The following is a 24,180-nucleotide window of genomic DNA, read 5'->3' as shown; positions in this document are numbered from 1 at the left end:
GGTTGCACGTGATGCAGCGCGCTTGCGCCCTTGCCGATGGGGGCCGCACGGCCTAGCTGAGGGCCATGTCCGACGCGTCCGTTTTTCCTGCCGCCGAATTCGATCCTCGCGCCTATCGCCGGGCGCTGGGCGGGTTTGCGACGGGGGTATGTGTGGTCACGGCCCATACGGTCGACGGGCCGATGGGGATCACGGTGAACAGCTTCACCTCCGTCTCGCTGGACCCGCCGCTGGTGCTGTGGTGCATGGACATCAAGTCCGACCGACATGACGCCTTCGCCGGGGCCGAGCGCTTCGCCGTTCATATGCTGCCGGTCGAGGACAAGGCCATGTCCGACCGTTTCGCCTGGGGCGTGTGCCGTCTGTCGGACGATGAGTTCGCGGTTGATGATCCCGAGCCGCCGCGCCTTCTGAACGCGGTGACGCGCCTGACCTGTCAGACCCACGACCGCATCGTCATGGGCGATCACCTGGTCATTGTCGGCCGGGTCGAGGCGTTCGATACGCGACCGGGCGACGCCCTGACCTATTTTCGCGGGAAATACGGCAAGGCGGTCGATCCGACCGCCTGATTCTGGATAAAGGCTTAGCCCATCATCCGCGCGGCTTGAGGCGCGAAATAGCTGATGACGCCGGACGCCCCCGCGCGCTTGAAAGCGTGCAGGCTTTCAAGGATGGCGCGGTCCGGGTCCAGCCAGCCGTTGGCGAAGGCGGCCTGCATCATCGCGTACTCGCCGGACACCTGATAGGCGAAGGTCGGAACCTTGAACGTCTGCGACACCAACCGGACGATATCCAGATAGGGCAGGCCCGGCTTGACGATCAGGGCGTCGGCGCCTTCCGACAGGTCCATCGCCACTTCGCGCAGGGCCTCCTCGGCGTTGGCGAAGTCCATCTGATAGGTCTTCTTGTCGCCCGTCAGCGACTTGGAAGAGCCCACCGCGTCGCGATATGGGCCGTAGAAGGCCGACGCGTATTTGGCCGCATAGCTGATGATCAGGGTGTCGTTGAGGCCGTTGGCCTCCAGCGCCTCGCGGATGGCCTGGACGCGGCCGTCCATCATGTCGGACGGGGCCACGGCGTCGGCGCCGGCGTGGGCGTGGATGAAGGCCTGTTCCGCCAGTCGCTCCAGCGTCGGGTCATTGACGATGCGGCCATTCTCCAGAACGCCGTCGTGGCCGTGGTCGGTGTAGCAGTCCAGCGCCACGTCGGTCATGACGCCGATCTCGGGCGCGGCGTCCTTGATGGCGCGGATGCAGTCGGGAATCAGGCCGTCCGGGTCGGTGGCGGCGGCGCCTACATTGTCCTTGAGACTGTCGTTCACGTTGGGGAACAGGGCGACCATCGGAATGCCCAGATCGCGCGCCTCGACGGCGGCCTTGGCGGCCTCCTTGGGCGACAGCCGGAAGACGCCCGGCATGGAGGCGACCGGCTGACGGTCTTCCGGGCCGTCATGGACGATCAGCGGCCAGATCAGATCGGCGGGCGTCAGGATCGTCTCAGCGACCAGACGGCGCACCCACGGCTGCGAACGCAGGCGACGCGGGCGGGCGTAGGGGAAGGCGGCAGGCTGGAAGGGGATGGTCATGGGCGGGGCTTAAAACAAAGCGAGGGGAGAGGCAAAAGACGAACTGTCCAAGCGGGCGAACACCCTTTCTCCCCGCTCATCCCGGCGGACGCCGGGACCCAGTGCTTTGGCCTCAGACTGATCATTTGAAATTCGCCCTGCCTGCTCCCCGAACATCAACCCTGTGCTCGTCGCTCTTACTGGATCCCGGCGTCCGCCGGGATGAGCGGAAATCTTGAGCAGGCGCCGACAGCAAGGTGACGCGCGCTTCACCAGCCGTTAGAAGCGCCCCGAACGCCCCGTCAGAGGGCAGGCTGTAATGCGGGAGCTTTCATGGACTTCGCCCTCACCGAGGATCAACGCGCCATTCAGGACGCGGCCCGCGCCTTCGCCGAGGCCGAACTGGCCCCGCACTCGGCTCGCTGGGACGAGGACAAGCATTTCCCGGTCGACGTGCTGAAGGCTGCCGCCGAGATGGGTTTCGCCGGCATCTATACGGGCGAGGAACACGGCGGCATGGGTCTGGGCCGGGTCGAGGCGGCGGTGATCTTTGAAGAGCTGTCGCGCGGCGACGTGGCGACGGCGGCCTTCATCTCGATCCACAACATGGCGACGTGGATGATCGACAGCTTCGGCTCGGACGAGCTGCGGGCGCGCTTTGTGCCGTCGCTGGTCGGGATGGAGAAGATCGCCAGCTATTGCCTGACTGAGCCCGGCTCGGGCTCGGACGCGGCGGCGCTGCGAACGACGGCGGTGCGTGAGGGCGACCACTATGTGCTGAACGGCGCCAAGGCGTTCATTTCCGGCGCCGGGACGTCGGACGTCTATGTCGTCATGGTCCGCACGGGCGGGGAGGGGCCTAAGGGCATCTCGACCCTGGTGGTCGAGGCGGGGACGCCGGGCCTGTCTTTCGGCGCCAATGAGAAGAAGATGGGCTGGAACGCCCAGCCGACCGCCGTGGTCAGCTTCGACGACTGCCGGGTGCCGGTCGCCAATCTGGTGGGCGAGGAAGGCGCGGGCTTCAAATACGCCATGGCCGGTCTGGACGGCGGGCGTCTGAACATCGCCGCCTGTTCGCTGGGCGGGGCACGTCTGGCGCTGGAGACGGCGCAAGAATACGTCGCCGCCCGCAAGCAGTTCGGTCAGGCGATCGGCCAGTTCCAGAACACCCAGTTCGAGCTGGCGGACATGGCCACGGATCTTGAGGCCGCCCGTCTGATGGTGCTTCGCGGCGCCTGGGCCATCGACACCGGCCACGCCGAAAAGACCAAGTGGTGCGCCATGGCCAAGCGCCTGACGACCGACGCCTGCTTCCAGATCGCCGATCAGGCGCTGCAGCTGCACGGCGGCTACGGCTATCTGAAGGACTATCCGCTGGAGCGGATCGTGCGCGACCTGCGCGTTCACCGCATTCTGGAAGGCACGAACGAGATCATGCGGGTGATCATCGCGCGGGAGCTGGCGAAATGAGCGAACTCGAAGTCATCACCCGCATCGAGAACGGTGTCGGCCGCATCACCCTGAACCGGCCCAAGGCGATCCACGCCCTGAACCGGGCGATGTGCGAGGCGATGATCGAGGCGTTGTCGGCCTGGCGCGCGGACGACGCGGTTCAGTCGGTGCTGATCGACCACGCGGGCGAGCGCGGCTTCTGCGCCGGGGGCGACATCCGCATGATCGCCGAGAGCGGGGCGGGGGACGCGTCAGAAGCCAAGGCCTTCTTCAAGGCCGAGTATCAACTCAACCATCTGATGTTCGTCTATCCCAAGCCGATCACGGCGGTGGTGGACGGCATCGTCATGGGCGGCGGCGTGGGCATCAGCGAACCCGCCGACGTCCGCATCGCCACCGAGCGCACCACCTACGCCATGCCTGAAACCGGCATCGGCCTGTTCCCCGACGTGGGCGGCGGCTGGTTCCTGCCGCGCCTGCCGGGCCAGACGGGAGTCTGGCTGGCCCTGACCGGCGCGCGGCTGAAGGCGGCGGATACGGTGGCCTTGGGCATTCACACTCATTACGTGCCGAGCGAGGCTATCGAGGGCCTGAAGGCCGATCTGCTGGCCGCGCCTGCCGATCCCAAGGCGGTCGCCGACCGCGTCGCCGGGGACGCTGGGCCTTCGCCGCTGGCGCCGCACCGCGAGGCCATTGACCGCCTGTTCGCCTTCGACACGGTCGAGGAGATCGTCGCCGCCCTTCAGGCCGACGGTTCGGACTGGGCGCTGAAGCAACTGGACATCCTGAAGACCAAGTCGCCGCAGTCGCTGAAGGTCTCGCTGCGCCAGATCCGCACGGGGGCGACCCTGACCGACTTCGCCGACAACATGGCGATGGAATACGCCCTGGGCGGGCGGGTGGTGCAGACCCACGACTTCCAGGAGGGCGTCCGCGCCGTCATCATCGATAAGGACAATGCGCCGAAGTGGTCGCCCGCCGAGCTTTCTTCGGTTTCGGACGCCCAGATCGAGGCCTTGTTCGCACCCTTGCCCGAGGGTGAGGCATGGAAACCGCTGATCGGGTAATTTTCTGCAAGGTTTGTTGTTCCAGATCGCTTAAAAGCCTATCTTGGCGGCATGAGTAAGCGCTGGACCCCCGAATCCTGGAGAAACAAGCCCGTTCTGCATATGCCGACGGACTATCCGGACGCCGCCGAACTGGCGCGCGTCGAAGACGAGCTGCGCGCGATGCCGCCCCTTGTCTTTGCGGGCGAGGCGCGCAAGCTCACCAGCCACCTGGCCCAGGTCGAGGCGGGCGACGCCTTCCTGCTGCAGGGCGGCGACTGCGCCGAGAGCTTCAAGGAGTTCTCGACCGACAACATCCGCGACACCTTCCGCCTGATCCTGCAGATGGCGGTGGTCCTGACCTTCGCCGGTCGCAAGCCGGTGGTGAAGGTGGGCCGCATCGCCGGTCAGTTCGCCAAGCCGCGCTCGTCGCCGGTCGAGGAGATCGGTGGGGTCGAGCTGCCGTCCTATCGCGGCGATATCATCAACGGCATGGGTTTCACGCCGGAAGAGCGCACGCCCGATCCGCAGCGCCTGATCCGCGCCTATAACCAGTCGGCCTCGACGCTGAACCTGCTGCGCGCCTTTGCGGGCGGGGGGTATGCGGACCTCTACAACATCCACCGCTGGACTCTGGGCTTCGCCGACGACGGCGCGGGCGCGGCCTACCGCGAGCTGGCTGACAAGATCACAGAGGCCCTGGCCTTCATGGAGGCGGTCGGCGTCACGCCCGAGACGCATCCCGACCTGTCGCGCGTCGAGGTCTTCACCAGCCACGAAGCCCTGCTGCTGAACGTCGAGAGCGCCCTCACGCGTCTGGACGGTTCGACCGGCGAATGGTTCGACACCTCGGCTCACATGCTGTGGATCGGCGAGCGCACCCGCCAACTGGACGGCGCCCACATCGAGTTCATGCGCGGCATCTCCAACCCCATCGGGGTCAAGTGCGGGCCGACCATGACGGCGGACGACCTGCTGCCGCTGATCGACGCCCTGAACCCGAACAACACTCCGGGCCGTCTGACGCTGATCGGCCGCTTCGGCCATGACAAGGCGGGCGACCGCCTGCCGGGCCTGATGCGGGCGGTGAAGGCGGCGGGCAAGCGCGTCATCTGGTCGATCGACCCGATGCACGGCAATACGCTGAAGGCTGGCAACGGCTACAAGACCCGTCCGTTCGATCGCGTCATGGGCGAGGTCCGCACCTTCATCGACGTGGCCGAGGCCGAGGGCGTCCATCCCGGCGGCGTCCACCTGGAAATGACCGGCCAGAACGTCACCGAATGCATCGGCGGCGCCCAGGCGGTGACCGAGGACGACCTGTCGAGCCGTTATCACACCCACTGCGACCCGCGCCTGAACGCGGATCAGGCGCTGGAGCTGGCCTTCCTGGTCGCCGAGCGCCTCAAGGCCGGGCGGCAGGCCCGGTCCGAGGCCGCATGACGTCAGACGACGAAACGCCCGGCCGCGTCGCCTATCAGGGCGCGCCGGGCGCCTTCAGCCATGAAGCCTGCCTCGACCTGCGCCCGTGGGACGAAGCGGTCGGCTTCGAGACCTTTCAGGGGGCGATCGACGCCGTCCTGAGCGGCGACTGCCACTGCGCCCTGATCCCGGTCGAGAACTCGACCGTGGGCGTGGTCGAGCCCGCCGCTACGCTTGTTCGAGAGGCGGGACTGGTAGCGGTCAGCGACGCCTGGCGGCCGATCCGGCTGGCCCTGCTGGGCGTGCCCGAGGCGCGGCTGTCGGACGTGAAGACGGCCGAGAGCCACCCTGTGGCCCTGCAACAGTGCTCCAAGGCGCTGAAAGAGATGGCGATCACGGCCGTCGAGGTGTTCGACACCGGGGGCGCGGCCGCTGCGGTGGCCGAGGCGGGCGACGTCTCGCGCGCCGCCGTCGCGCCCGCTCGCGCGGCTGAGGTCTATGGCCTGTCGGTTCTGCGCAACGATCTGCAGGATTTCAGCGACAACCGCACACGGTTTGTCCTCTTTACGGCTCCTGAGGCTTGACCGCGCATAAAATTTGCTGTTGTAAGGCCCGGTCGGATCAACCCTGATCCAGAAACTGGACCGGATTCATGTCCTCGCTGCGCGCACAAATGACCCTTGAAACCACCTCGCGCGCGGTGGCCGGCTTTTATTTTGGCTACGGCTATTACGGCTTTCGATACGCCGGCTGAGGCGTCGGGCTTCTAACCAAACCCTGACAGTCTCGCTGGCGACCGCTTCTCCCCAAGCGGCCAGTACGCGCGTTCACGCCTGACCTTCTGTCGGCGGGACGCGACCTCCCCATCGAAATCCATGCCGAAAGCCATCTCCCATGTCGCAATCCGCCATCCAGCAAGTCTGGCCCGCCGAATCCGTTGAACTGAGCGCCGAACAGAAGGCGCTGGCCGCCCTGCGCGCCGAAATCGACAGCCTGGACGATCAGATTCTCGAGCTGTTCGAGCGCCGCCTGTCCGTCGCCGCCCAGGTGGGCAAGGCCAAGGACGCGCCGACCGGCCCCCACACCAAGCTGCGCCCCGATCGCGAGCAGGCCGTTCAGGCCCGCATCCTGAAGCAGTGCGACCCTGAAAACCGCGAAGCCGTCGAACACCTGTGGCGCGAGATCGTCGGCTGGGGTCTGGCGCGCCAGGGTCGTCTGCAGGTCCAGGTCTGGGCCCCGATCGATCCATCCAAGGCGGTGGACGGCGCCCGCCTGCGCTTCGGCGCCGCCGCCGACATCAAGCTGGTCCTCGATCCGCAGGCCGCTCTGGCTCATGCGGCCGAGGGCAAGGGCGTGGCGGTCCTGTCCATCAGCGGCGATGATCCCTGGTGGATCGGCCTGCGTCGCGAGTGGTCGATGCTGAGCGTGTTCGACGGTTACGGCGGCGAGACGCCGACGTCTCTGGCCGTTGGCAAGATTGATCCGCCGGCCCTGCCCAAGGGCCGCCGCGTGGTGGTCACGGCGGGCGGCGATGCGGGCGACGGCTCGGGCGCGCGTCGCTGGGGCCTGAATACGCACCACGGCTGGACCCTGGCCCTGACCGACGCCGATGTGGCGCCGGGAGAGATCGAGGGCGGCGTCGGCGCCATAGGCTGACTCGGCGCGTTAACTCCGTCTCAAAGCAGGGCGGGCGAGGGTGGCGTCATGGTCCAGCCCGTCCTGCCTCGACTGCCGCTTGCCGTCGCCCTTTCGGCGGCCGCCCTGGTGCTGGCGAGTTGCGGCGTGAACGAGCGCGATCCGCACCGTTTCGAGGCTCTGGCGCAGTCTGTCGCCTCCATTCCGGTATCGGCTGAAGTGGAGGGTCAGGCGGCGTCGGCGTCGTCCGCCACTCCGCGTCAGCGTGCAGCGCCGCTGAAGGTCGAGCTCATGACCCCGCACGAGCTGTGGGACGCGCGCGAAGGTCTGGTCGCCAAGGATGGTCTGGGCAAGGTTCGTCGGACCTCTACGGCTGCGCCTGCCGCAAGCGCCTATCCTGATTTCGAGGCCCCTGCGCCTGCCGTCCCGACGGAACGACCATCGATGCCGACAGCGCGCCATGTGCAGCTCGGCGCCTTTTCCAGCGAGGAGGGCGCCCGGGCGGCGTGGTCGCGCCTGAGCCGCAGCACGGGCGGGGCGGCCCTGTCGGGGCTTCAGCCTGCCTATGAGGCGGTCGAGGTCGGCGGGCGCCGTCTGGTCCGGCTGAAAGTCGCCGCTACGGCTGAACAGGCGCAGATTCTGTGCCGCGATCTGGCGGCGTCGGACCCCTGGTGTGCGCGCTCCCGCGGCGCGGCGGCCTGATCGTCCACAGGCTCAGCTTAAGGTTTCGTTGACGATTGGCTCTCGCGGCCCGATCCTGCGCGGCATGGGCGGGCTGCGGACAGAGATGAGTCGCGCCTGCTGATCACAGTGGGATTTCACATGGCGCAGCCTCAGGTCATCGTCATCGGCAATGAAAAGGGCGGGGCGGGTAAGTCCACCCTGGCCATTCACATCGCCACCGGCCTTCTTCATGCCGGTCGCAAGGTCGCCATCATCGACCTGGACCTGCGCCAGCGCTCGCTGGAGCGTTTCTTCGCCAACCGCGCCGCCTGGACCAAGGCCAACGGCCATGTGCTGCCGCTGCCCATTGTTCCCGACATGGGCGACGGCAAGGTGCTGCATAAGGCGGATGAGGCCGAGCAGTTGTCGCGTTTCGAGGCGGCGTTCAGCTACGCCAAGTCGTCGGCGGATGTCATCCTGATCGATACGCCGGGCGGGGATACGCCGCTGTCGCGCGCCGCGCATGGCCGGGCTGATCAGATCGTCACTCCGATGAACGACAGCTTCGTCGACTTCGACCTGCTGGGCGAGGTGGACCCGGTGACGCTGGATCTGATCCGCCCCTCGATCTATTCGGAAAGCGTCTGGGAGGCGCGCAAGCACCGCGCCATCACCGAGGGCCGCCAGGTGACGATCGACTGGATCGTGGTCACCAACCGTCTGGCCGTGGCCGAGGCCCGCAACCGTCGCCGTCTGGCCTCGCGCATGGCCAAGCTGGCCAAACGGGTCGGCTTCCGCGTCGGGCCGGGCCTGCGCGACCGGGTCATCTATCGCGAACTCTTCCCCTTCGGCCTGACGGTGGCGGACCTGTCGAACGATATCCGCCCGGTGTCGGTGTCGCTGGCCCACGTGGCCGCGCGGCAGGAAATGCGCAATCTGATGCAGGCGCTGGGGCTGGACGACGCCATCGCGGCGATGGACGCGGCGGCCTGACTGCTTCATGGGCCGATAGAGCTTTATGGGATTGATCTGGCTGGGTCTGGCCGCCGTGGCCCTGTGGGCTCTGGTGCGGCTGGGCCGTCAGACCGAGCGCGCCCGGCGCGGTCACTGGCGCATTTCGGCGACGATACTGAGCGCGGCCCTGTTGGCCGGGGCGGTGCTGGCGGCGGCGCGCGGGGCCTGGCTGATCAGCGGCGGCATGGCGCTGGCCGGGGTCTGGCTGGCGGTGCAGTCGCGCGTCAGGCCCGTAGCGTCGAAGGCTCAGCCCTCAGAGCGGATGAGCGAAGCCGAGGCGCGGGCGATCCTGGGCGTAACGGCCGGGGCCGACGCGCAGACGGTGCAGGCCGCCTGGCGACGCCTGATGGCGCGCGCCCATCCCGATCAGGGCGGGACCGAAGGCCTGGCCGCCCGCGTCAATGCAGCGCGTGATCGCCTGCTGAAGGGGTAGAGGCCTGGCGGTCAGAAGCCGAGTTCGGCCTCGCCGCGCAGAATGGCCTCGGCCTGTAGGGTGTGCTTGGCCCCCGCGCGGTCGTGTACGATCAACGGCGGCAGAAGGCGCAGCGGCGCCTTGCCCGTCTTGATGGCCTGGACCAGCACCCGTTTGGCGGGCTGATCGACGTAAGGCTGGATCGGGCGAATGGCGAACGAACCGGCCTTGGGCGCCAGCAGCGCCAGGATGTCGGCCAGCCGGTCGGCGCGGTGAATGATGACGATGCGTCCGCCCTCGCGCACCGCCTTCAGCAAAAAGCCGGTCCAGGCGGACAGGCCGTCGTCGGCCATCCAGGCGCCGCGCTTGCCCTCGGCGGGGGCGCGCAGGGCGCCGGGATCGTCGAAGAAGGGCGGATTGCTGATCGCCCAGTCGAACGGCGGCAGGTCCAGGGCGCGGAAGGCGTGGGCCACGTCGCCGTCCAATATGGTCGTGCGCGAGGCGGCCTGATTCAGCTCGGCGTTCTGTCGGGCCAGGGCGGCGGCGGCGGCGTCGCGCTCCAGTCCGGTCAGCAGGGCCTCGGGCCGTCGCGCCGCGATCTGCATCAGCACCGCCCCGGCGCCGCAGCCGGCCTCGATCACCCGTTCGCCCGGTCGGGCGCCGACGGCGGCGGCCAGCAGAGCCGCGTCCAGACCGGCGCGATAGCCGCGCGCAGGCTGGCGCAGGCGTATGCGTCCGCCCAGCAGAGCGGATTCCGCAACATCGGCGGCGGTTGTAAGGGATGACTCGGCTTGACCCATCATGACGCCGCCACCATTGTGCGCCGCGTCGCGTCCGGGCAAGCGGATGCGTGTGAATTTCGGGCGAATCTCCCCCTTCGCCCCTGTGCTGAAAGAGATTTTCGTGGACGCAGCTCTCGCCGTCGCCTCCCGGCCCAAGGGCGATGTAGACGCCCTGGTTCGTCTGGCCAAGGACGACATGGCGGCGGTCGACGCCCTGATCATCGCGCGGATGCAGTCCGATGTGCCGGTGATCCCCCTGCTGGCCGAACATCTGGTCTCGGCGGGCGGCAAGCGTCTGCGTCCCCTGCTGACCGTTGCTGCGGCGCGCGCGGCGGGCCAGACCGGCGACATCGAAGGCCCCAAGAAACTGGCCGCCTCGGTCGAATTCATCCACACCGCCACCCTGCTGCATGACGACATCGTCGACGGCTCGGAAATGCGCCGGGGCAAGGTCGCGGCGCACCTGATCTGGGGCGCGGCCTCTTCGGTGCTGGTGGGCGACTTCCTGTTCGCGCGCGCGTTCGAGCTGATGGTCGAGACGGATTCGCTGCGTGCGCTCGGCATTCTGGCGCGGGCCTCGGCCGTGATCGCCGAGGGCGAGGTGCTGCAACTGACGCGCGCCCATGACCTGAATCTGGACCTGGACACCTATCTGCAGATCATCCGCGCCAAGACGGCCGAGCTGTTCGCCGCCGCCGCCGAGTCCGGCGCGGTCGGAGCGGGCGCCACGGATGGACAGGTCGCGGCCCTGCGTGACTACGGCATGGGTCTGGGCATCGCCTTCCAGTTGGCGGACGACGCGCTGGATTACGGCGGCGCGACTGAGACGCTGGGCAAGAACGCCGGCGACGACTTCAATGAGGGCAAGGCGACCCTGCCGCTATTGCTGGCTGTTCAGCGGACCAAAGGAACCGAGGACCTGTTCTGGGACCGCGTCATCACCAAGGGCGACCGCAAGCCCGAGGATTTCGAGCGGGCGCGCCAGTTGATCGTCAGCAGCGGCGCGGTCGAAGCTACGCTGGATACGGCGACTGAATACGCCGACCGCGCCAAGGCCGCCTTGCAGGCGCTGCCCGCTGGGCCGTGGCGCTCGGCGCTGGAGTCCCTGGCCGACTTCGCTGTCAGCCGGGCGACCTGATGCTGGCGGCGCTTCTTGTCGCCGGGCAACTGGGCGCGCAACAGCCGCCAAGTTTTACATTGAGGCCAGAGCCGGGCGACGCCCTGAGCGCGCAGCTGTTTCGTCTGGAGTCGGGCGATCCGGGCGGTCAGGCGCGCGCTCTTCTGGGCGAGGACATGACGCGGGATGACGCGGCGCTGGCCGTGCGTTCCGTGCCGCCGCTGATCATGCTGTATCGCGAGGGCAGCCTGCCCGACGGCCCGATCGTGCTTTACGCAGGGCCCGAGGTTGAGGGCGAGCCGGACGCCGCCTGTCGCCTGTCACGCATTCCCGGCGGGGTGGTCGACAACTCGCGTCGCGCCATCGTCTGGTGCAGCGAGTTCATCCTGAAAACGGCGCCGACGTTGAACATTCCGCCGGCGCCGGTTCACTGAGAGCTTATTTCAGGCTGGCGCAGAAGCGCTGGATGCGGGTGCAGCCTTCTTCCAGCACCGCTTCCGACGTGGCGTAGCTGATGCGGAAATAGGGGCTGAGGCCGAAGGCCGCGCCCTGGACCACGGCCACGCCCTCGGCGTTCAGCAACTCGGCGGTGAAGGTTTCGTCATTGTCGATGACCACGCCCGAAGGCGTCGTCTTGCCGATCAACTGCTCGATCGACGGATAGACGTAGAAGGCGCCTTCCGGCTTCGGACAACGAATGCCGTCGGCCTGATTCAGCATGGAGACGACCAGGTCGCGACGCTTCTCGAAGGCGGCGGCGCGCTCAGCCAGGAAGTCCTGCGGGCCGTTCAGGGCCTCGACAGCGGCCCACTGGCTGATGGAGGAGGGGTTGGAGGTCGTTTGGCTGGCGACCTTGCGCATCAGGTCGATCAGGGGCTTGGGGCCGCCCGCATAGCCGATGCGCCAGCCGGTCATGGCATAGGCCTTGGACACCCCGTTGCAGGTCAGGGTGCGGTCATACAGGTCCGGCGCGACCTGGGCGATGGTGACATAGTCGAAGTCGCCATAGACGAGGTGCTCATACATGTCGTCGGTCAGGATCCAGACCTGCGGATGCTTACGCAGCACCTCGGCCAGGGCTTCCAGCTCGGCCCGGGTATAGGCGGCGCCGGTCGGGTTCGACGGGGAGTTGAGGATCAGCCACTTGGTCCTGGGCGTGATGGCCGCGTCCAGCACTTCGGGGCGCAGCTTGAAACCGTCGGCTTCCTCGCCGACCACGGTGACGGGCTCGCCGCCGGCCAGCAGCACCATGTCCGGGTAGGACACCCAGTAGGGCGCGGGCACGATCACCTCGTCGCCCGGATTCAGGGTGGCGACGAAGGCGTTGTAGATCACCGGCTTGCCGCCCGAGGCGACGTGGATCTGGTTGGTCTCGTAGGTCAGGTCGTTTTCGCGGGCGAACTTGGCGACGATCGCCGCCTTCAGTTCGGGCATGCCGTCGGCGTCGGTGTATTTCGTTTCGCCGCGCTTGATGGCCTCGATGGCCGCCGCCTTGACGTTGTCGGGCGTGTCGAAGTCCGGCTCGCCGGCGCCCAGGCCGATGACATCACGTCCCTGACGTTTCAGCTCGCGCGCCTGGGCGGTCACGGCCAGGGTGGCCGAAGGCTTGACGCGGGCGAGGGAGGCGGACTGAAGGCTGGACATGGCTATCCTGTCTGGAGGATGTGAAGAGAGCCGGGGAGGCGAAGGCTTGATACGCAACCCCGCAGGGCCGCACAACGTTTGTGCGCGTCGCGGACGATCAAAAGGCGATTTGGGCGAAATCTATGCGGCGGGTCGTCGATTTTCTGCTGAATATGGAGGCCAGGCGGTGGCGCACCCTGGCCGTGACCCTGCTGCTGCTGGCGGGAATCATCGCCCTGTTCGCTCTGGGCAAGACACAACTGGCGCTGGGGGCTGAGGATCGACTGGAGCACTGGCTGGCGGGGTATCGCGCCGGGCCGTGGGGACTGGTGGCGGCGGTTGTTGTTTTCACCCTGTCGGCCTTCATCGGCGTGCCGCAGTTCCTGTTGATCGCCGCCTGCGTCGTGGCGTTCGGGCCGTGGTTCGGATTTCTCTATAGCTGGATCGCCACCATCGCCTCGGCGGCCGTGACCTATTGGCTGGGGCGCGGACCGACCGCACGGACGCTGGAGCGATACGGCGGCGGGACGGTTGAGCGCATCCGCAGGTTCGTCGGCCGCAACGCCTTTTCGGCCAGCTTCATCATCCGCAATGTCCCCTCGGCGCCCTTCATCGTCGTGAACATGGCCTTCGGTGCCGTGCGCGCCTCATTCCCGGCCTATCTGGCGGGGTGCGCGCTGGGGGTCCTGCCCAAGACGGCGCTGGTCGCCTTCTTCGGCGGATCCTTCATGGCGGCGGTCAGCGGCGACGGCGTCTGGACCTCGGTGATCCTTGCGGCGGTCGCCGCCGTCTGGCTTGTATTGATGCTGGCTGTGCGCGAGTGGGTGAAGCGCCGTGAGGCTGCGCGCGGCCTGTCAGTCGATTGATCGGAGAACGACCATGCTGAAGCTCTATTATTCCCCCGGCGCCTGCGCCATCGCCTCGCACATCGGTCTGGAAGAGGCGGGCGCGGATTATGAGATCGAGAAGATCGACCTGCGCGCCGGTCAGCAGCGGACGCCGGAATATCTGGCGATCAATCCGGCGGGCGTGACCCCGGCGCTTCAGACCTCCGAGGGCGTGATCACCCAGAACGCAGCCATCCTGGCCTATGTGGCGCAGACGCATCCGCAGGCCGGACTGGCCGATCTGAAAGACCCGTTCGAGTTCGCGCGGATGCAGGCCGTCAACGGCTGGCTGGCCTCGTCGCTGCATCCGGCCATCGGCAAGACGCTGTTCTCACGACCGGCGCTGGAAGGCGAGGCGAGGGAGGAGGCCGTGAAGATTGCGCTGGAGAAGTACGATCTGGCCGAGAACCATGTGCTGACCGGCCCTTGGGTCATGGGCGAAGATTATTCGATGGCGGACGGCTATCTGATGGTCTTCACGCGCTGGGCGCGTCAGGCGGGGCTGCTGGACAAGACCCGGTTCGCCAGGCTGAACGACCATCTTGACCGGGTGCAGGCGCGCCCGGCCGTACAGCGCGTGCTTGAGGCCGAAGGCATTCCGGCGGTCTGATGCGGCCCAAGCGGGGCTGGAAAGCTTGACTGGCAAGGCTTTCAAGCCTTGCCGTGACAAGCCTGTGATCGAGAAGCCATAGGCGCTTGCAATCCCCGCGGCATGAGGGCAAACGGGCCTGTAGTCGGCTCGGCGAAGACGGTCAGGACGGCTTTGCGGTTACGCGAAGCGGGGGTAGGGCGTCGCCACAGCGGACGAATGAAATTCACGCCCTTGCAGGCCCGAACTAAAGCGGTAACCGACGCCCATGCTTTCACCCCTCTTCGGCATGATTTCCAATGACATCGCGATGGATCTGGGGACGGCCAACACCCTGATCTATATGCGCGGCAAGGGGATCGTTCTGAACGAGCCGTCGGTCGTCGCCCTGCGCAACGTCGGCGGCCGCAAGATCGTCCACGCTGTCGGCCTTGAGGCCAAGCAGATGCTGGGTCGGACGCCCGGCCACATGGAAGCCATCCGCCCGATGCGCGACGGCGTCATCGCCGACTTCGAAGTCGCCGAAGAGATGATCAAGCACTTCATCCGCAAGGTTCACAACCGCAAGGGTTTCGTGAATCCGAAGATGATCGTCTGCGTCCCCTCGGGCGCCACGGCGGTTGAGCGCCGCGCCATTCACGACAGCTGCCTGAACGCCTCGGCGCGCCGTGTCGGCCTGCTGCCCGAGCCGATGGCCGCCGCGATCGGCGCCGGTCTGCCGATCCATGAGCCGACCGGCTCGATGGTCGTCGACATCGGCGGCGGCACGACCGAGGTGGCCGTGCTGTCGCTGTCGGGCGTGGTCTATTCGCGCTCGGTGCGCGTCGGCGGCGACATGATGGACGACGCCATCATCGCCTATATGCGCCGCAACCATAACCTTCTGATCGGCGAGACGACCGCCGAGCGCATCAAGAAGGACATCGGCACCGCCCGCGTCCCGGCCGACGGCGAAGGCCTGTCGATCGAGGTCAAGGGCCGCGACCTGATGCAGGGCGTGCCGCGCGAAGTGAAGATGAGCGAGCGTCAGGCGGCGGAAGCCCTGGCCGAGCCGGTGGCCCAGATCGTCGAAGCCGTGAAGGTCGCGCTGGAAGCCACGCCGCCGGAACTGGCCGCCGACATCGCCGACAAGGGCATCATGCTGACGGGCGGCGGCGCTCTGCTGCGCGGCCTGGACACCGAAATCCGCGACCACACGGGCCTGCCGGTTCAGGTGGCGGACGATCCGCTGTCGTGCGTCGCCATCGGCTGCGGCAAGGTGCTGGAGCACCCGTCGTGGATGAAGGGCGTGCTTGAGGCGTCGCTCTAACAGACTGACTGGCCGCCGGGGGCGCCGCAGACTGCTATAGGCCGCCCCCGACGGTTGTTTCACACGCGAAGGCGGGCCTCGGCCCGCTGATCCCTGAGCTCTAGCAGGAAGGGCTGGCCGTGGCGTTTCGCGACGGACCGTTCGAGAATCTGAAGGTGCCGCTGGCCTGGACGGCTGCGGTCATGGTTGTCGGCGGCATCGTCGCGGCGATCATGCTTCTGCTCGCCGATCGCCCGCCGCCCAGCGTGGATGATCTCCAGCCCGCACAGGCTGCGTTCGATACCGCCGCCGGAACGACGGGCGGGGTGTTGGCGGCTCCTGTGCGATGGACGGGCGACGCGGTCGACTTCGTCAAAGGCTATTTCTTCGCCGTCTCCGAGAACCGCCGCCTGCGTCGTGAACTGGCGGAGATGAGCGCATGGCGCGACGACGCCCTGGCGCTCAAGAACCTCAACGCGCGCTATGAACAACTGCTGGGCCTGCAGACCGAACCGCCGATCGAGATGACGGCCGGGCGGGCCATTACTGATGCGCGCGGCCCCTTCGCCCGTTCGCGCCTGCTGAACGTGGGCGCCGCCAAGGGCGTGCGCGTCGGTAATCCGGTCCTGAGCGAGCACGGCCTGGTCGGCCGCATCGCGGGCGCCGCCGGCGGTTACAGCCGCATGGTTCTTCTGACCGATGTGGCTTCGCGTATTCCTGTGATGGTCGAACGCACCGACGCACGCGCCATGCTGACCGGAGACGGCAGCCGCAGCCCGCGTCTGGACTATGTGCGTGGACAGGGCTCGGTGCAGGACGGCGACCGCATCCTGACCTCGGGCGATGGCGGCGGATTCCCGCGCGGCCTGCCGGTCGGCGTCGTGGCCAAGGGGGTCGACGGCTCCTGGCGGGTCAAGCTGTACAGCGATCGCACCGCCATCGACTATGTGCGCGTCCTGCTGTTCCAGGATTTCGGCCAGCTGGCTGACCAGAACGCGCTGAACGCGCCGCCGCTGTCCAGCCTGAAGACGGCGCCGCCGCCGACCGCCGCTCAGGCCGCCGCCATTCAGGACGTGGCGACCCGCCGCGCCGCCGCCGTCAAGGCCGCCGCCGACCGTGTGCGCGCCGCCAACGCCGCCCCGCCGCCGGTTCCGACCGCGACGCCGCTCGAAGCCGCGACCCAGCCTGCCGCACCTGCGGCTGGAACGCCCGACGGGGGCCGCGAGTGAGACGGACGATCACCGTACGGATGGTCGGTCCGATGCAGTGGATCGGCTACCCAGCGCTGATCGCCGCAGCCGTGACCATTCTGTTCGCCATTCCGCTGCGCCTGTTCGGCCTGACCTTGCCTGAGCCGGTCTGGCCGATGGTGTTGGCCTTCGCCTGGCCGCTGATCCGGCCGTCGATGCTGGCGCCGGTCGTGCTGTTCGGTCTGGGGCTGTTTCTGGACTTCTTCTGGGGCGGCAAGGCAGGGATGTGGGCGCTTAACCTGCTGCTGATCTATGGAGCCATTCTGCTGGCTTCGAAATATCTGGCGGGGCAGGCGACCATCGTCCTGTTCGCCCTCTATGTCGCCTCGACAGGTCTGGCGTTTGCGGTGGCCTATTTTGTGACGCGCGGCAGCCTTGGGAATGCGCCCAATCTGCTGGCTATCATGGGGCAGATGATCCCGACGCTGTTGCTCTTTCCCTTGGCCGGCTGGCTGATCGAGCGTTTCGACGACGCGGACGTGCGATTCCGATGAGCAGCGAACCGCATATCTTCTTTTCCGATGTGAACGAACGGCAGGGCTCCTTCCTGCGGCGCACCATGCTGATGGGCGGGGCGACGGCGCTGGGCGGTCTGGCCCTGGTCGGGCGGTTGGCGCATCTGCAACTGTTCAAGTCCGAAGAGTTCGCCACCCTGGCGACCCGCAATCAGTTTAACTTCCGTCAGGTCCCGCCGCCGCGGGGCCTGATCAAGGACCGCAACGGCGTAGTCATCGCCGGCAACCGGCCCAGCTTCCGCGTGCTGGTCGTGCGCGACGAGACCAAGGACCTGGATCAGACGCTGGACCTGCTGGGCCAACTGCTGCCGGACACGCTGGAGCGGCGACGGACTATCATCCGCGAGGTCAACGCCGCGCCGCGATTCTCGCCGGTTCCGGTCAAGAGCGACCTGACGTGGGAAGAGTTCTCCAAGGTCAATCTGCACGCGGCCGAACTGCCCGGCGTCATGGCTGACATGAACGAGGCCCGCTACTATCCGCACGGCGGCGCCTACGCCCATGTGGTCGGCTATGTGGCCAAGGTCTCGGATCGCGACGTCAAGGCGATCCGGGACAAGGGCGAGCAGCCGCCGGCCATCCTGTTCAACCCCGGTTTCCGTATCGGCCGTCAGGGCATTGAACGCTCGCTGGACCTGGATCTGCGCGGCGTCGAAGGCGGCAAGCGGGTCGAGGTCAACGCGCGGGGCCGCGTCGTGGCAGAGGACATCGCGGGTTCGCGTCCGGCGGTGCAGGGGTCAGAGATCGTGCTGACGCTGGACAACGACGTCCAGCAGAGGGCGCTCGAAGTCTTCGGCGAAGAAGCCGGCAGCATGGTGGTCATGGATGTGCGCAACGGCGACATCCTGGCGATGGTGTCTTCGCCGTCGTTCGATCCGAACCTGTTCGTGTCGGGGGTGCCGTCCAGGATCTATCGCGCCCTGGCCGACTATGAGCGCCGCCCCCTGCTGGACAAGGCGTTGAGCGGCACCTTCGCGCCGGGCTCGACCTTCAAGCCGGTCGTGGGACTGGCGGCGATGAAGCGGGGGCTGGACCCGTCGCGGCGCATCTTCTGCGGCGGCAGCTTCTATCTGGGGCGGCGCTTCGCCTGTCTGGGGCGGCATGGCTCGTTGGATTTGCGCGGGGCCATCAAGGCGTCGTGCAACGTCTACTTCATGACGCTGGCGGCAGAGATGGGGCCTGACGCCATCGCCGAGACTGCGCGGGATCTGGGCTTTGGGCAGACATTCGATATCGGCATCGGCGGCCAGAAGGCCGGGTTGGTGCCGGACCGCGAATGGCGCCGCAAGAATCCGGTGCGCGGCGATACGAAATGGTATCCGGGCGAGAATCCCAGCTATGGCATCGGCCAGGGCGCGCTGACGGTGAACGCCCTGCAACTGGCCGTTTATACGGCGCGGATCGCCAATGGCCGCAAGGCGGTGACGCCGCGCCTGATCAAGTCGATCGGCGGGGTCGAGCAGGGCGGCAGCGCCTTCGCCGACCTGCCCTATACGCCCGAGATGATTCAGGTGCTTCGCGACGGCATGGAGGCGGTGACCGCCGCTGGGGGTACGGGGTTCCGCAATAGTCAGCTGGGGTTGGGCACGGTCAAGATGGCGGGCAAGACCGGCACGGCCCAGGCGCGCAACTATGGCTCCGGGTCGCGCAAGGGGGCGGGCCGTCCGTGGGACCAGAAGGACCACAACCTTTTCGTCGCCTATGCGCCGACCGACAACCCGCGCTACGCCGTCTCGGTTATCGTCCAGCATGGCGGTCTGGGCGGGGGGACTGCTGGGGCGCCGCGCGCGCGCGAAGCGATGAAGGTGGCCCTGCTCAAGGACCCCGAGATCCGCGCCCGCATCGAATCGGCCGGTTTCGAGGCTCAGGAGGACGCGGGCGTCCGCGAGGCTGAAGCCAGAGGCGAGCCCATCGACAACGGCGATGCCGAAGCAGGCGCCGCCGTCGCCCCGCCGCCGTTGACGGAGCCCGGACAATGACCGCTTCCGCCCTGACCCGCCCCGGCGAACGCGATCGCCTGTCCACCAAGTTCGCAGAGCTGGACTGGCGCATCATCGGCCTGCTGTGCATTCTGGCCGGGATCGGCACGGCGATGCTCTATTCGATCGCGGGCGGCCACTGGCAGCCGTGGGCGGCCAAGCATCTGATCCGTTTCGGGGTCTTGTTGGCGGGCATGATCGGTCTGGCCATGGTCCACCCGAAGTGGTGGTTCCACGCGGCCTATCCCGTCTATGGCGTCCTGCTGTTCATGGTGATGCTGGTTGAGTTCACTCCGCTGGGGTACGTGGCGGGCGGCGCCAAGAACTGGCTGCACCTGGGCTTCATCCGCATCCAGCCGGCCGAGTTCGTCAAGATCGGCCTCGTGCTGGCCCTGGCGCGCTGGTATCATGGACATTCGGCTCAGGACGCGCGCTGGTCGTGGAAGCTGTTGTTTCCGGCCGGGATTATCGGCGTTCCCTTCATCCTGGTGGCCAAGCAGCCGGACCTCGGCTCGGCCATGATCATTGGCCTGACCGGGGGGGTGATGATGTTCATGGCGGGCTTGAGCTGGCGCGTGATCGGCGCAGGCGTCGCCGCCGCCGTGGCCGTCATCCCGCCTTTCGTGATGTTCGGCATGCACGACTATCAGCGTAACCGGGTTCTGACCTTCCTGAACCCTGAAGCCGACCCGTCGGGCACGGGCTACAACATCATCCAGTCCAAGATCGCCCTGGGTTCGGGCGGATTGATGGGCAAAGGCTATGGTCTGGGCAGTCAGAGCCAGCTGGAGTTCCTGCCGGAACGCCACACGGACTTTATCTTCTCGACGGTGTCGGAGGAGTTCGGCTTCATCGGCTCCTTCACCGTCATCGCCTGCTATGTGGCGCTGATCCTGATTTCGTTGCGGATCGCGGCGCTGTCGCACAGCCATTTCGGTCGTCTGAGTGCGGCGGGCATGACGGCCTTCGTGGCCCTGTTCATGCTCATCAACGGGGCGATGGTGATGGGGCTGGCGCCGGTCGTCGGCGTGCCCATGCCGATGTTGTCCTATGGCGGATCGTCGATGATGACGGTGATGGTCGGTTTCGGCCTGATCCTGTCGACGCGCGTGCACCGCTATGTCGAACTGCCGAAGGGACAGGGGCTGTTCTGACCGCTTGTGCGCGCTAGGTTTGCGGCATGACTGAAGAAACGCCCGAAATCCAAGCCGCCGCCGAAGCGCCCAAGGCCGACCCCGCCATGTTTTCGGACTGCGGCGACACGCCCTGTCCGCAGCCCGTGCTGGCGGATCCTAAGAACGAGGCGGCTGCCCTCGCGGAGGGCGTGCGGATGCGGGACAATCCGGCGGAATGGGCCTTTGTCCGCCTGTCCAAGCTGATCGAGGAATTCGAGGCCAATCTCGACAAGGACGAGGAGATCGGCGCGCGCGTGGTCGGCCTGCCGGGCGACGGCACGATGCAGATCGTGGACGTCGGCTTCTGGGGACCGGATCTGATCATGTTCTTCGGCCGTAACGCCGACGGCAAGCCTGTGCGCCTGATCCAGCACTACAGCCAGATCAATGTGGTGCTGAGCGCGGTGAAGAAGCCGGAAGAGCGCGAGGCGCGCCGCATCGGCTTCCAACTCAACGAGATGGTTCAGAAGACCAGCCCGAAACCGGCAGGGGCCTAAGGCTAAAGCGTCATCCCGGAAACGTCGGCCGCGGGGCCGGGATGACGGATTATAAGGTCGCCGCCCAGTCGGTGGCGCGGATCAGGCTGTCGATGATGCCCGGCTCGGTCGAGGCGTGGCCGGCGTCGCCGATGATGTCCAGCTTGGCCTCGGGCCAGGCGCGGTGCAGGGACCAGGCGCCCGAGATCGGCGTCACCACGTCAAAGCGCCCCTGCGCGATCCAGCAGGGGATGTGGCGGATGGTGTCAATATTTTCGAGGATCCAGTTCTCGCTATCCATGAAGCCGCCATTGGTGAAATACCAGTTCTCGATCCGGGCGAAGGCGACGGCGAACTCAGGATCGGCGAACTTGTCCGGTTTGCCCGACGGCCCCTGGATGCTGACGGTCTCGCCTTCCCAGGTGGCCCAGGCGACGGCGCAGCGGTTGCGTTCCTCGATGTCGTCGCCGGTCAGGCGCTTGTAATAGGCGGCCATCAGGTCGTCGCGCTCGGCCTGCGGGATCGGGGCCAGGAAGCGCTCCCAGGCGTCCGGGAAGATCATTGAGGCGCCGTCCTGATAGAACCAGTGCAGTTCTTTCTTGGTCAGCAGGAAGATGCCGCGCAGGACCAGGGCCAGGCAGTGATCCGGGTGTTTGATGGCGTAGGTCATCGACAGGGTCGAACCCCACGACCCGCCGAACACGACCCATTTGTCGATGCCCAGCTTCTCGCGCAGGCGCTCGATGTCGGCGACGAGGTCCCAGGTGGTGTTGTTTTCCAGCGAGGCGTTGGGCCGCGACAGGCCGCAGCCGCGCTGGTCGAACATGACGATGCGGTATTTGGCCGGGTCGAAATAGCGCCGCATCCCCGGATTGACCGCCCCGCCGGGGCCGCCGTGCAGGACGATGACCGGCACGCCATGCGGATTGCCGCTTTCCTCGTAATAGATCTCGTGGACGCTGTCGGTCGGCATCCAGCCTGAGGCGTAGGCTTCGATCTCGGGATAGAGGTCACGGCGGGGCGTTTCGTTCACGGCAAACATGCTGGGACCCTGTTCTGCTTTGAGATTAGGCGTTGTTGGGTGCGGCTTTGAGGCTGGCGACGACGACCAGGCACCAGGCCGCGATCATCATGACCCCGCCGATCGGGGCGACGGCCCCCATCACGGGCAGGCTGAGCAGGCCGATCATGGCCAGGGCCAGACAGAAGATCAGCCCCCCGGCGGCAGCCAGCCATCCGGCGAGGCGCGCCAGACGCCCGCCGCCGTTCCATAGCGCCAGCGCTACAGCTAAGGCCGCATGGACCATTTGATACTGGCCGCCCGTGGTCAGCAGGGTTTTGACAGCGGGCGCTGCGCCGTGGGCCGCGAAGGCCCCCAGCGCCACGGCCATGGCGCCGTTGAACCCGGCGAAGACAAGAAGCTTGCGGTAGGACCTCATGGCTTATGTCTAGACCACAAATCGGGGGAAGTCTGCTATGGCGCGCCATGATGTCCGCCCCGCGCATGGCCCTGCAATACATCCTTCTGTTCGGCGCCAGCGGCGTGACTCTGCCGTTCGCGGGGCTGTGGTTCCGCGCTCAGGGGCTGAGCGGTGCGCAGATCGGCGCCCTCCTGGCGATCCCCATGCTGGCGCGGGCGCTGACCGGGCCGCTGATCGCTGTCTGGGCCGATGGTTTCAGGCGCCGACGCACGCCGATCGCCCTGCTGGGGCTGGCGATGGCGGTCGGCTATGGCGGGGCGGGGCTGGTGCAGGGCGTCGTCCCGTGGGCCGTCTTTTGGCTGATCGGGGCGACGGCCGCGGCCGCATTGATCCCGCTCAGCGACGTGTTGACCCTTAAGGTCGCGGCGCGAGAGGGCTTTCCCTTCTCCCTGCCGCGCGGGTGTGGTTCGGCGGCCTTTGTCGTCGCCAATGTCGTAATGGGCTGGCTGCTGACGCGGATGTCGGCGGACGTCGTGATCATCTGGGCCGTGGCGGCGTCCTTGCTGATCGCCGTGACGGCGTGGCGCATCTTGCCGGACGAGCGGGTAGGCGACGACGGGCCGCTGTCGGGGTTCGAGCGGTTTCGCGGATTGGGGCGTCTGGCGGCGGACCCGGTGTTCATGACCGCCATCTTCGCCGTAGGTGCGGTGCAGGCGGCGCACGCCTTCTACTACGGCTTCTCCGCCATCCTGTGGCGGGCGCAGGGCGTGGCCGAGAGCATGACGGGCCTGCTGTGGGCCTTTTCCGTCCTGGTCGAGATCGGCTTCATGTGGGTGGTCGAGCCGTGGCGCCGCAGGCGGGGGATCGGGCCCTGGTTCATTCTGGCGCTGGGCGCGGGCGCGGCGGTGCTGCGCTGGACCGTCATGGCTTTTGCGCCGCCGCTGTGGCTGCTGTGGCCGTTGCAGACGCTGCACGCCCTGACGTTCGCGGCCACCTATCTGGCGGGCGTGCAGATCGTCGAGCGCCTGTGTCCGCCGGATAGCCATACGGCGGCGCAGACTTTGAGCTCGGCCCTTTCCGCCGGGGTGCTGATCGGCCTGGCGACCCTGGCCAGCGGGCCGCTGTACGACGCTTTCGGTTCGCGCGCCTATCTCAGCATGGCTGGACTGGCGCTGGTCGGCGGCGTGACGGGACTGCTGTTGGCGCGACGGTTGGGCGGCTCAGGCCGCGCTTGAGCGGGGCAGGGGCGTCAAATGACGCGCCATCGCCGAGGCGACGGCCTTGATGGCGGTGCGCATGGCCTCTTCGGTCGCGCCCTCGGGCGCGCGCAGCAGGCCGATGGAGGGTGAGTTCAGGCTGTCGGGCAGGTCGGCGAGGGCGCGGTAAAGGATGTAGCTGCCCGCGTCTTCTTCGGCGTCAGAGGCGGCGATGGCCGACAGGCCCGCAGCGGTCAGATCGCGCAACATCTCGGCGATTGGGGCGGTGACGCGCGCAACGCCCGGGCCGGTCTCATCCAGTCGGCCGGCGCCGTCCAGACGCCGGTTCTCGGCCCGCATCTGAAGAAGGAAGGGGCCGGGATGGCTGGTGCGGCCGATCAGCAGCAGGGCGGCGCAGTCCTGATCCTTCAGCGCGGCGATCAGGCGGTCGGCGAGAGCCGGGGCGTCGGTATCGCCCGGGATCGGCTGGGTGCGGGCGCCGGGCGGGCTCCAGGGCTCGCCGGACAGGTCTTCGACCAGATCCCAGGTCGGGTAATCCGGATTCCACACGCAGATGGCGAGGGCGGGGCGTCGATCAGGACGGGTGCGGGAATCCGTGTCCACCAAGGGGCGTGGCTCCTGTACGTCGGGATGGCGCTATGCTCAGTGAG

26 protein-coding genes are annotated in these 24,180 nt (G+C 67.4%); 20 read left to right on the top strand and 6 right to left on the bottom strand.

What is annotated here, in order from left to right; genetic code table 11:
* Positions 1–65: 65 nt before the first annotated feature.
* A complete protein-coding gene (locus H556_RS0102620) occupies positions 66–572 on the top strand; it encodes a flavin reductase family protein (RefSeq protein ID WP_024352963.1) in 507 nt (168 codons plus the stop codon).
* A gap of 14 nt (positions 573–586) precedes the next feature.
* Here H556_RS0102620 and hemB read toward each other — a convergent pair whose 3' ends face one another.
* Positions 587–1,588: a porphobilinogen synthase gene (hemB, locus tag H556_RS0102615; protein ID WP_024352962.1), complete on the bottom strand. Its 1,002-nt coding sequence runs from the start codon at positions 1,586–1,588 to the stop codon at positions 587–589.
* A gap of 312 nt (positions 1,589–1,900) precedes the next feature.
* Here hemB and H556_RS0102610 point away from each other — a divergent pair, with 312 nt between their 5' ends.
* The 8 genes from H556_RS0102610 (at position 1,901) to H556_RS0102570 (ending at position 9,232) form a co-directional block, all read left to right on the top strand.
* Positions 1,901–3,037: an isobutyryl-CoA dehydrogenase gene (locus H556_RS0102610; RefSeq protein ID WP_024352961.1), complete on the top strand. Its 1,137-nt coding sequence runs from the start codon at positions 1,901–1,903 to the stop codon at positions 3,035–3,037.
* Positions 3,034–4,086: an enoyl-CoA hydratase/isomerase family protein gene (locus H556_RS0102605; RefSeq protein WP_024352960.1), complete on the top strand. Its 1,053-nt coding sequence runs from the start codon at positions 3,034–3,036 to the stop codon at positions 4,084–4,086. Before H556_RS0102610 ends, H556_RS0102605 begins: the two co-directional genes overlap by 4 nt.
* A gap of 51 nt (positions 4,087–4,137) precedes the next feature.
* Complete coding sequence (locus H556_RS0102600) at positions 4,138–5,508, top strand: class II 3-deoxy-7-phosphoheptulonate synthase (protein WP_024352959.1); 1,371 nt, start codon at positions 4,138–4,140, stop codon at positions 5,506–5,508.
* Positions 5,505–6,071, top strand: coding sequence for a prephenate dehydratase domain-containing protein (locus H556_RS0102595; RefSeq protein WP_024352958.1), 567 nt, complete (start codon positions 5,505–5,507; stop codon positions 6,069–6,071). Before H556_RS0102600 ends, H556_RS0102595 begins: the two co-directional genes overlap by 4 nt.
* A gap of 310 nt (positions 6,072–6,381) precedes the next feature.
* On the top strand, positions 6,382–7,143 hold the full coding sequence (locus H556_RS0102585) for a chorismate mutase (protein ID WP_024352957.1): 762 nt from the start codon (positions 6,382–6,384) through the stop codon (positions 7,141–7,143).
* 48 nt (positions 7,144–7,191) lie between these two features.
* Positions 7,192–7,824 (top strand): SPOR domain-containing protein, encoded by a 633-nt coding sequence (locus H556_RS0102580; protein WP_024352956.1) that lies wholly within the window; start codon positions 7,192–7,194, stop codon positions 7,822–7,824.
* Positions 7,825–7,944: 120 nt separating this feature from the next.
* A complete protein-coding gene (locus H556_RS0102575) occupies positions 7,945–8,778 on the top strand; it encodes a division plane positioning ATPase MipZ (protein WP_024352955.1) in 834 nt (277 codons plus the stop codon).
* A 25-nt stretch (positions 8,779–8,803) separates the two neighbouring features.
* The gene (locus H556_RS0102570) at positions 8,804–9,232 is read left to right on the top strand and encodes a J domain-containing protein (RefSeq protein WP_024352954.1); all 429 of its coding nucleotides are present in this window, start codon (positions 8,804–8,806) and stop codon (positions 9,230–9,232) included.
* An 11-nt stretch (positions 9,233–9,243) separates the two neighbouring features.
* Here H556_RS0102570 and H556_RS0102565 read toward each other — a convergent pair whose 3' ends face one another.
* Positions 9,244–10,014: a tRNA1(Val) (adenine(37)-N6)-methyltransferase gene (locus H556_RS0102565; RefSeq protein WP_024352953.1), complete on the bottom strand. Its 771-nt coding sequence runs from the start codon at positions 10,012–10,014 to the stop codon at positions 9,244–9,246.
* A gap of 43 nt (positions 10,015–10,057) precedes the next feature.
* Between H556_RS0102565 and H556_RS0102560 the strand changes: the two genes are divergently transcribed.
* Together H556_RS0102560 and H556_RS0102555 are read left to right on the top strand one after the other, a co-directional pair.
* The gene (locus tag H556_RS0102560; protein ID WP_029673149.1) at positions 10,058–11,131 is read left to right on the top strand and encodes a polyprenyl synthetase family protein; all 1,074 of its coding nucleotides are present in this window, start codon (positions 10,058–10,060) and stop codon (positions 11,129–11,131) included.
* A complete protein-coding gene (locus tag H556_RS0102555) occupies positions 11,131–11,544 on the top strand; it encodes a hypothetical protein (protein WP_024352951.1) in 414 nt (137 codons plus the stop codon). The genes H556_RS0102560 and H556_RS0102555 overlap by 1 nt, the downstream gene beginning before the upstream one ends.
* Before the next feature lie 4 nt (positions 11,545–11,548).
* Here H556_RS0102555 and H556_RS0102550 read toward each other — a convergent pair whose 3' ends face one another.
* Positions 11,549–12,754, bottom strand: a complete 1,206-nt coding sequence (locus H556_RS0102550) for a pyridoxal phosphate-dependent aminotransferase (RefSeq protein ID WP_024352950.1) — start codon at positions 12,752–12,754, stop codon at positions 11,549–11,551.
* 122 nt (positions 12,755–12,876) lie between these two features.
* Here H556_RS0102550 and H556_RS0102545 point away from each other — a divergent pair, with 122 nt between their 5' ends.
* The 8 genes from H556_RS0102545 (at position 12,877) to H556_RS0102510 (ending at position 20,913) form a co-directional block, all read left to right on the top strand.
* Complete coding sequence (locus H556_RS0102545) at positions 12,877–13,599, top strand: TVP38/TMEM64 family protein (protein WP_024352949.1); 723 nt, start codon at positions 12,877–12,879, stop codon at positions 13,597–13,599.
* A 13-nt stretch (positions 13,600–13,612) separates the two neighbouring features.
* Complete coding sequence (locus tag H556_RS0102540; protein WP_024352948.1) at positions 13,613–14,230, top strand: glutathione S-transferase family protein; 618 nt, start codon at positions 13,613–13,615, stop codon at positions 14,228–14,230.
* A 247-nt stretch (positions 14,231–14,477) separates the two neighbouring features.
* Positions 14,478–15,518 (top strand): rod shape-determining protein, encoded by a 1,041-nt coding sequence (locus H556_RS0102535; RefSeq protein WP_003168146.1) that lies wholly within the window; start codon positions 14,478–14,480, stop codon positions 15,516–15,518.
* A 119-nt stretch (positions 15,519–15,637) separates the two neighbouring features.
* Entirely contained in the window at positions 15,638–16,726 is a 1,089-nt protein-coding gene (gene mreC, locus H556_RS0102530; protein WP_024352947.1) for a rod shape-determining protein MreC, read from the top strand.
* Complete coding sequence (locus H556_RS0102525) at positions 16,723–17,241, top strand: hypothetical protein (RefSeq protein WP_024352946.1); 519 nt, start codon at positions 16,723–16,725, stop codon at positions 17,239–17,241. Before mreC ends, H556_RS0102525 begins: the two co-directional genes overlap by 4 nt.
* Positions 17,238–19,241, top strand: a complete 2,004-nt coding sequence (gene mrdA / locus H556_RS0102520) for a penicillin-binding protein 2 (protein ID WP_024352945.1) — start codon at positions 17,238–17,240, stop codon at positions 19,239–19,241. Before H556_RS0102525 ends, mrdA begins: the two co-directional genes overlap by 4 nt.
* Complete coding sequence (rodA, locus tag H556_RS0102515) at positions 19,238–20,395, top strand: rod shape-determining protein RodA (protein WP_024352944.1); 1,158 nt, start codon at positions 19,238–19,240, stop codon at positions 20,393–20,395. Before mrdA ends, rodA begins: the two co-directional genes overlap by 4 nt.
* Before the next feature lie 26 nt (positions 20,396–20,421).
* Entirely contained in the window at positions 20,422–20,913 is a 492-nt protein-coding gene (locus H556_RS0102510; RefSeq protein WP_024352943.1) for a DUF6173 family protein, read from the top strand.
* Positions 20,914–20,962: 49 nt separating this feature from the next.
* Here H556_RS0102510 and pip read toward each other — a convergent pair whose 3' ends face one another.
* Both pip and H556_RS0102500 read right to left on the bottom strand, forming a co-directional pair.
* Entirely contained in the window at positions 20,963–21,934 is a 972-nt protein-coding gene (gene pip, locus H556_RS0102505; protein WP_024352942.1) for a prolyl aminopeptidase, read from the bottom strand.
* Positions 21,935–21,959: 25 nt separating this feature from the next.
* The gene (locus tag H556_RS0102500; RefSeq protein ID WP_024352941.1) at positions 21,960–22,331 is read right to left on the bottom strand and encodes a DUF423 domain-containing protein; all 372 of its coding nucleotides are present in this window, start codon (positions 22,329–22,331) and stop codon (positions 21,960–21,962) included.
* 47 nt (positions 22,332–22,378) lie between these two features.
* On the opposite strand from H556_RS0102500, the gene H556_RS0102495 reads away from it, so the two are divergent.
* Complete coding sequence (locus H556_RS0102495; protein ID WP_024352940.1) at positions 22,379–23,548, top strand: MFS transporter; 1,170 nt, start codon at positions 22,379–22,381, stop codon at positions 23,546–23,548.
* Here H556_RS0102495 and H556_RS0102490 read toward each other — a convergent pair.
* Positions 23,534–24,133, bottom strand: a complete 600-nt coding sequence (locus H556_RS0102490; RefSeq protein ID WP_245559402.1) for a hypothetical protein — start codon at positions 24,131–24,133, stop codon at positions 23,534–23,536. The two genes, H556_RS0102495 and H556_RS0102490, sit on opposite strands and share 15 nt — an antisense overlap.
* Positions 24,134–24,180: the final 47 nt, after the last annotated feature.

It is taken from the genome of Brevundimonas naejangsanensis DSM 23858 (genome assembly GCF_000421705.1).
In the GTDB taxonomy this organism is placed as follows: Bacteria; Pseudomonadota; Alphaproteobacteria; order Caulobacterales; family Caulobacteraceae; genus Brevundimonas; species Brevundimonas naejangsanensis.
This window is presented reverse-complemented; position numbering and strand designations above follow the sequence as displayed.